Origin of the sequence: Bartonella sp. AP258QHHD (assembly GCF_042196145.1) — a bacterium.
Classification (GTDB): Bacteria; Pseudomonadota; Alphaproteobacteria; order Rhizobiales; family Rhizobiaceae; genus Bartonella.
Window position 1 is genome coordinate 1 of record NZ_JBHIPR010000051.1, and the last position, 5,876, is coordinate 5,876.

The 5,876-nt window shown below is 38.5% G+C and carries 8 protein-coding genes; 2 read left to right on the plus strand and 6 right to left on the minus strand.

Annotated features, from left to right (window positions below; genetic code table 11):
• Positions 1–537 precede the first annotated feature (537 nt).
• On the plus strand, positions 538–861 hold the full coding sequence (locus ACFIMM_RS05650; RefSeq protein ID WP_375613621.1) for a hypothetical protein: 324 nt from the start codon (positions 538–540) through the stop codon (positions 859–861).
• A 588-nt stretch (positions 862–1,449) separates the two neighbouring features.
• Here ACFIMM_RS05650 and ACFIMM_RS05655 read toward each other — a convergent pair.
• The 4 genes from ACFIMM_RS05655 to ACFIMM_RS05670 form a co-directional block, all read right to left on the minus strand.
• Entirely contained in the window at positions 1,450–2,616 is a 1,167-nt protein-coding gene (locus ACFIMM_RS05655) for a DUF6990 domain-containing protein (RefSeq protein ID WP_375682691.1), read from the minus strand.
• 10 nt (positions 2,617–2,626) lie between these two features.
• On the minus strand, positions 2,627–3,004 hold the full coding sequence (locus ACFIMM_RS05660) for a hypothetical protein (protein ID WP_375658261.1): 378 nt from the start codon (positions 3,002–3,004) through the stop codon (positions 2,627–2,629).
• A 380-nt stretch (positions 3,005–3,384) separates the two neighbouring features.
• Entirely contained in the window at positions 3,385–3,564 is a 180-nt protein-coding gene (locus ACFIMM_RS05665; protein WP_375613624.1) for a hypothetical protein, read from the minus strand.
• Between the two features lie 136 nt (positions 3,565–3,700).
• Positions 3,701–3,985 (minus strand): hypothetical protein, encoded by a 285-nt coding sequence (locus tag ACFIMM_RS05670; protein ID WP_375682692.1) that lies wholly within the window; start codon positions 3,983–3,985, stop codon positions 3,701–3,703.
• Positions 3,986–4,181: 196 nt separating this feature from the next.
• Here ACFIMM_RS05670 and ACFIMM_RS05675 point away from each other — a divergent pair, with 196 nt between their 5' ends.
• Positions 4,182–4,415 (plus strand): hypothetical protein, encoded by a 234-nt coding sequence (locus tag ACFIMM_RS05675; protein WP_375682693.1) that lies wholly within the window; start codon positions 4,182–4,184, stop codon positions 4,413–4,415.
• Between the two features lie 374 nt (positions 4,416–4,789).
• On the opposite strand, the gene ACFIMM_RS05680 is transcribed toward ACFIMM_RS05675, so the two are convergent.
• On the minus strand, positions 4,790–5,092 hold the full coding sequence (locus ACFIMM_RS05680) for a hypothetical protein (RefSeq protein ID WP_375692660.1): 303 nt from the start codon (positions 5,090–5,092) through the stop codon (positions 4,790–4,792).
• A gap of 148 nt (positions 5,093–5,240) precedes the next feature.
• Positions 5,241–5,468 (minus strand): hypothetical protein, encoded by a 228-nt coding sequence (locus tag ACFIMM_RS05685; protein ID WP_375682695.1) that lies wholly within the window; start codon positions 5,466–5,468, stop codon positions 5,241–5,243.
• Positions 5,469–5,876: the final 408 nt, after the last annotated feature.

Below are 5,876 nucleotides of genomic sequence, written 5' to 3' on the forward strand. Positions count from 1 at the left end.
CTAGCCCTCAAAAGAGTGCATCCTTCCCCTCAACGGAAACTGCCAAACCCTCATAAGGCAGTATCCAATCTATGAGGATGCACCCTAGCCCTCAAAAAGAGTGCATCCTTCCCCTCAACGGAAACTGCCAAACCCTCATAAAGGCAGTATCCAATCCATGGAAAAGATGCACTCCGCCTTCAATAGAGTGAATCCTTCCCTTCAAGGGTTTTACTCAATTTTCATCGCATCTCATTTTTATGAACCCTCATTTTTATGAATCCTTGGTCAAAGGCACAAAAAGAAGTTTGCTAGCAACTATTGTATCACCCACCTTATGGGATTCCACTTGCCTACAGAGCTTTCAAACTTTTTTACGCCTTCATAAAATCGAATCTGAAAGAATTCATTAAGGCAATTAAGAGTAAATTTTGTCAAAATATAGACAAAGTTTATTCTTTTTTGTGATTGTTGTATTTTTACTATAGTTATTTAAATCGAATTTATATATGATACGTATCGATATTTATTTATCGAAATAAATATAGGAGAAAAACTATGAATATCAGATATTTTTTCATAGCTGGGGCTATTACAAGTGGTTTAGCTCTCGCGATTCAAAAATCTGATCGTATAGTCAATAAACAACCCTCTCCTATTGTTGCTCCTTATACTATTGAGAAAACAAATTTACAGTTTGTTAAACAAGTAAGGGACACATCGGATACATTGAATATACTGAGAGTCAGTAATAGAAGCGCATCAGAACAAGCATCAATCAACGATATATACGATAAAGCAGAAAATTTATTGAATGCAATAGCTGGTTTTTTAGGATCACTTATTATATATTTCGTACAACTTGTTGCTACTAGAATATAAGATACAAAAAGTTCTTAAAGTAAGGTTATATACATTTTGTATATATTGTAAAATTTAAATAAAAAGGCCCTTTATAAAATGGGGCCTTTTTTAGTTTAATTTTTCCTTTGTTTTAGTTTAGTTTTTATTGTGTTTTTATTTTTATTGGCCAAATATCATCGCCTTCAAAAATGCCATTTTTTGCCTTCCTCTCACCTCAAATGACAAAGGCTCTACCCCCTAGCTTCCCTCCCATAGCACTTTAGTCAATAGAGCTTCCCCATAGCGCCTTTAGTCAATGGAGCTCCCCCCATAGCGCTTTAGTCAATGGACCTTTCCCTCATACCGCTTGAATAAGCGATAATTTATGAGCATTTTCTAACAAAAAAGAGACCGCCTTTAAGAAGAGAGTAGAATTTATAATTGATTTTTCTCCTCTATTCTTGAGGATCAAGCCATTTCCAGTCTATTTTTTAAAATCTTGGCTATTATTCTTGATTTTTCGAACCCTTTATTTTGCTCTGGTAAGAAAGATGTGAAAGCGCCATGATTGAGACGCTTTCACATCTTTTAAATAAAAGTGCTTTTCTTCAACAGGAGAGTACAACACTAATCAATTTTTATATCCATAAATGCGATTTTACCATCTTTAATATAAGTAATATCAGGAGCATGTTTTACCCCCTCTGCTTCAAACACGAACTGTTCATCACTCACCCCTTCAAACCCTTGTTCCCTTAATTCTTGTTTTTTCTCCTCGACTAATTTTTTATGAAAAGCACGTTTTTGATTACACGTATTAGGGGATCTCACTCTGAAAAGCTGATAGTCCATGGCTATAGACCACTTCTCAGCAACCCGTTCCAGTAGATCGTAACTGAACTTTCCTTCCCTTTTCACTTCTTGAGCAATCACCATCGCGCGTTCCAAATGGACTTTTTCAATGGTTTCATCAAAGCCAAGCTTCTCCCCTGCCGTAAAACTTTCGTCATAAGAAGCTAAAGTCTCAACATCGCCCAGTAAGGCAAGAGCAGCAAGATGCAGCAAAGCATAAGGTGCGAGCTCTATGTCATCATCCGGTGCCCAAGATAAAGAGTCTTTTTCCCAAGGGGAAATACCATATTGAGAGCGAAACATTTCATGCAAAGAATCATCTTCCATTGTCCATTTTAAAGTTTTATCGAGTGCTTTCTTTAAAAGCTGGACGCTCACTTTTTCTTCAAAAATTTCCAATCCATTGGGTACAAAATTCATAAATACCGTTGGCACAACCCCAGAATTATGAGGATTAATCGTCTGACAAGCCGCCGCAAAAATACCGCTCATAATTAAAAGTCCGCGATCAAAAGGCGAAAACTCTTCCACTCGTTTCTCGTTATAAAGAAACTGCACTTCGCGATCTGGTAAAAAGAGGGTTGCCAAATAATCTCCCTTTCCCTCGATTTCCACCGACCATCCCAAGCTTTTTAAAAGCCCTGTTGCACTTTCTATCGTGAGAATTTCATCATCATCATCATAATCGGCAGAGAACTCTTTTTCCTTTAGTTGCAAACGCCTCTCCTGCACCACAGCTTCATCTTTCCAAAACTGCTGCGTTGCAAGATCATTTTCTTTAAGCACTCTTTCCAGCTCGCCTTTCACTTGGAAATTCATTTTCATCCGTTTAAAGACAGAGGTATAAAGAGCTAAAACAAGCATGATAATGATCATGCAAATAACAATCATCACCCAGAATCCGGGATCTAATAGAAATACGGCTATAGGATCACTGTTCATTTTTCCCCTCTCAGTCTTTACAAAGCCCGTGCGACAGAGAGCTTATGTGCTCTCCTACAGAGATTGCTTCTTCTAGTTTCTGAATATTTTTTCGCAACTCACCCGTCACTTTGGTGCGAAGCCGTAACATAACCGGAATAAAAATAATAACACAAACCGTTATGATGTCCGTTGTTTTAAAGAGAACGGCATGCACAACATATTGCCACCCTGTCAGCTGCCAATTCAATACACCTGGTATTTCTAGAACCATTTTCCACATGATAATGAGAACCGCAATAGCAAAGATAATTTTATAATCCTTTGCTGAAAGCAATACGTGCTGGAGCGAAAAAGAATGCGCTCCTTTATGCGTTTCTTGCTCTGATGCCCAATTTTGCTCCTTCATGTATTCCCCTCTCACTCTTTGAAAAGACCCCGTGTGACAGAGAGCTTATTTGCTATCACACAGAGATTGCCTCTTCTCGTTTCTGGATCTTTTTTTCCAATTTACGCATTATGATGATGCAAAACCCAAATATCACCGAAATCAAGAAAAGTACACAGACCATTATGGATTGCGTCATAATAAAAATAATAATATTCCTGCTACCTTGCTACCCTCTTACCTTCCTCACATTGCAAACAATAAAGATTTTCAAACCACGCCAATCTATAAACAATAGTCACAATTCAGCTTTTTCTTCCTAAAAATTCTCCTATTTTCAAGAAAATGACCCTGCATCCCCACTTCAATAGGATTCAATTCAAAGCTTGAATGAACAAGGCTCATAAAAATACGAAAACAACCCATATACCGCGCGCCCCTACGAGCAAAACCGTTCCTTCCTCACGCCTCAAACGATAAAGTAAGTCCCAAGCGCTCACTCTAGGCTCTAAACCCCACGGGCTCTTATTCCCTTTAATCAACACTGATCCATAATCGGCTTTTCTTCCACTCAATGCCACCCAACACTGCTCCTTTAAAGCAATGTTTTACGGACACCCCATAAAGAGCACCAAAACATATCAAAGGCAAAATGGTATAGAGAGCAATCCCTATAAAGGCTGAATCTCTCATAATTTCTTCATTATTTTTTCCCTCTCATGACTTCTCAAGCGCTGTATCCTGTTCTTGCAAGACGTTTTTCAGTTCTTTTCTTAAACAGCGATACGTTCTCACCTGCTTAAAGACACCATAATAAAGTTCCAAAATCATCATGGGAATACAAGCAACCCACAGTGTCACGAACAGAAGCACGAGACCAAATATTGTAACAAGAATATCACTCCATTTTTCTCTATCGCCTTTTTTATACCAATCCTTTTGATCGGTTATTTTACCCCGTTGCTTGTTTATTTCTTTCAATTTTTGAGTATTTTTTCTCAACAAAAGCCACAATGTTATGCAGAGTATCAACATAACTGGGAACAAGACCCAAACACACACTGTAATAATTTGCCAAAACGTACACAAAGAGAGAAAAAGGGGTGTATCCTGCCACCCTGTCAAGTTCTCTTTGCTGCCTAAGGATGGGAGAAAGAAAATCCTGTTCCACAACTCAATAATGAGGGAGAGGAAACAAATGACAACACGCTCTTTCTCAGAAAAAATACTTTTTTCGAAAAAATGGCGCAGTTCATTACAAAATGCTGAATTTTTCCCCTTCATTGCTCTTCCTTTTTTTATGAAAAACGCATTTCTTTATCTCATGCCCGCTCTTTTAAGAACCACGAAAAGTGCGATGCATGGCGCTTCCCTTGTTTTCAACAAAAAACCCCAATTTTCTAAAAGCGTGGTTGCTCTTCCCAATGATTAAGAGCATCCTCCTCATTACAAACGAAAATAGACTCTCTTCTTTGCCTGATGATTTTCCAACCATCCCCTCTTCTTGTGTCACGAGAGCTTCTAAACATTGCCTCTTACCCCTCACGATAGCTACAAAAGCGCCTTGTCACTCTCTTTATCTTACGCGTTTTAATTCCCGTTTCACTCTACAATAGGTTCTCACGCGCTTGAAAACAAAATAATAAAATTCTAAAATGAGCATGACAACACCCGCAGGAAAAAAGACGTTTAGCAGAAATATCAACCAAAAGTATACGATAAAAAAACAGATTATTTTTTCTCTATTGTTTTTTACTGGATTATTTTGTTGATCGATTGTGTGACCCCGTTGCTGGATAGCCTCTTCTAACTGCTGAATCTTTTTTTCAACAAATACATTAAGATGAGATAAAGCACCAATAAAACAGGCATCAAGGCAACAACAACAACCATGATGACTTCACGCAGCACAAAGAGCGCCAAAAGAGTGCTATCCTGTGATACACTCAACGGCCACTTGGCTTCTAATGGAATCAAAAGAGCTTTATAACCTATCCCAACAAGGATAGAAATAAGACAAATAATCATATGATCTTTATAAGAACGAAATGATTTTCCAAAAAAAAGAGAGCACCGTTTGTTATAAAATGTGGAATTTTCCCCCTTCATTTGCTCTTCCCTTTTATGCAACTGTTTGTCCCTAACTTTTATAAGGACACGCATAATCTCTCAAGCACAATTGCATCCATTATGGTCAAACAGAACACCCCAGAAAATACTCGTATTGCATATTCATGTTGCCAATACTTTTGCCAATTCACGTGCTTGTTTTAAAGAAATCTCTCAACACTTCCAAACCAACGCGCGTACACCCCATTTCATGAACATCCCCCATGAAAGGGATAACAATAGCGCTCCCATGAATATATCCCCTTACTATAAACTCTATCACCCCTATTGTTTCAATAAAAAATGTAATCCGGCGCCATTCATATACGCCCCCTGCGGCCTCTACAATAGCCTTACCCTCCCTTGTAATACGCATAAATCTCTCAAAGCACCATTGCGTCCATTGTCGTCAAACAGAACACCCCAGAAAACACTCGTATTGCATATTCATGTTGCCAATACTTTTGCCAATTCACGTGCTTGTTTTAAAGAAACATCTCTCAACACTTGCAAACCACCGCGCATCACCCCCATTTCATGAACATCCCCCATGAAAGGGATAACAATAGCGCTCCCATGAATATATCCCCCTTACTATAAACTCTATCACCACCATTGTTTCAATAAAAAATGTAATCCGGCACCATTCACATACGCCCCCTGCGGCCTCTACAATAGCCTTACCCTCCCTTGTAATACGCATAATCTCTCAAAGCACCATTGCGTCCATTGTCGTCAAACAGAACACCCCAGAAAACACTCGTATTGCATATTCATGTTGCCA

Excerpts from the sequence above, each read along its gene's own strand:
- ACFIMM_RS05650 (WP_375613621.1), top strand. The coding sequence starts at position 538 with ATGAATATCAGATATTTTTTCATAGCTGGGGCTATTACAAGTGGTTTA.
- ACFIMM_RS05655 (WP_375682691.1), bottom strand. The coding sequence starts at position 2,616 with ATGAACAGTGATCCTATAGCCGTATTTCTATTAGATCCCGGATTCTGG.
- ACFIMM_RS05660 (WP_375658261.1), bottom strand. The coding sequence starts at position 3,004 with ATGAAGGAGCAAAATTGGGCATCAGAGCAAGAAACGCATAAAGGAGCG.
- ACFIMM_RS05680 (WP_375692660.1), bottom strand. The coding sequence starts at position 5,092 with ATGAAGGGGGAAAATTCCACATTTTATAACAAACGGTGCTCTCTTTTT.
- ACFIMM_RS05685 (WP_375682695.1), bottom strand. The coding sequence starts at position 5,468 with ATGCGTATTACAAGGGAGGGTAAGGCTATTGTAGAGGCCGCAGGGGGC.
- ACFIMM_RS05675 (WP_375682693.1), top strand. The coding sequence starts at position 4,182 with ATGACAACACGCTCTTTCTCAGAAAAAATACTTTTTTCGAAAAAATGG.